The organism is Streptomyces thermoalcalitolerans, assembly GCF_039525155.1.
GTDB lineage: Bacteria > Actinomycetota > Actinomycetes > Streptomycetales > Streptomycetaceae > Streptomyces > Streptomyces thermovulgaris.
Genome location: NZ_BAAAHG010000158.1, coordinates 1 through 597, shown reverse-complemented (window position 1 = coordinate 597; position 597 = coordinate 1). Strand labels below are relative to the sequence as shown.

At 61.1% G+C, this 597-nt stretch carries 1 pseudogene; it reads left to right on the top strand.

Annotated features, from left to right (window positions below):
- Positions 1–253: 253 nt before the first annotated feature.
- A pseudogene (locus ABD224_RS29325) lies at positions 254–597 on the top strand (Hint domain-containing protein); the annotation flags it as partial.

Genomic DNA, 597 nt, shown 5'->3' with positions numbered 1-597 from the left:
CAATGCGTGCCTTGGCTGCAACAAGTGGGTTGACCTAACTCCCAAGAAGCCCCACTGGACTGAAGTCGTCGACGGGCTGGGAACGGTATTTCCCTTGCTGGGGCCCGCCGCTGATATAGTCATCGGGATCCACGCTGCCTACCAGGGGAACTGGAGAGAAGCGGCCTTGAGAGGGGTCAGCATCTTTCCGGGAGTGGGCGAAGCACGCCACGCGAAACGTCTGTTGAAGATGAAACGGGCGAAGTGTGAGCGCAACAGCTTCACGCCGGGAACAAAGGTGCTGATGGCGGACGGCAGCACCAAGCCGATTGAGGACGTGGAGATCGGCGACAAGGTATTGGCCACCGATCCCAAGACCGGTGAAACGGCGGTCGAAACCGTCACCGCCGAGATCAAGGGTGAGGGCGTCAAACACCTGGTCGAGGTCACCATTGACATCGACGGCCACAAGGGCTCTGAAACGGCCACTGTCACCGCCACTGACGGACACCCCTTCTGGGTCCCCGAGCTCGGTGAATGGATCGACGCCGCCGATCTCAAGGCTGGCCAGTGGCTCAAGACCAGTGCCGGCACCCGTGTCCAGATCACCGCGGTCAA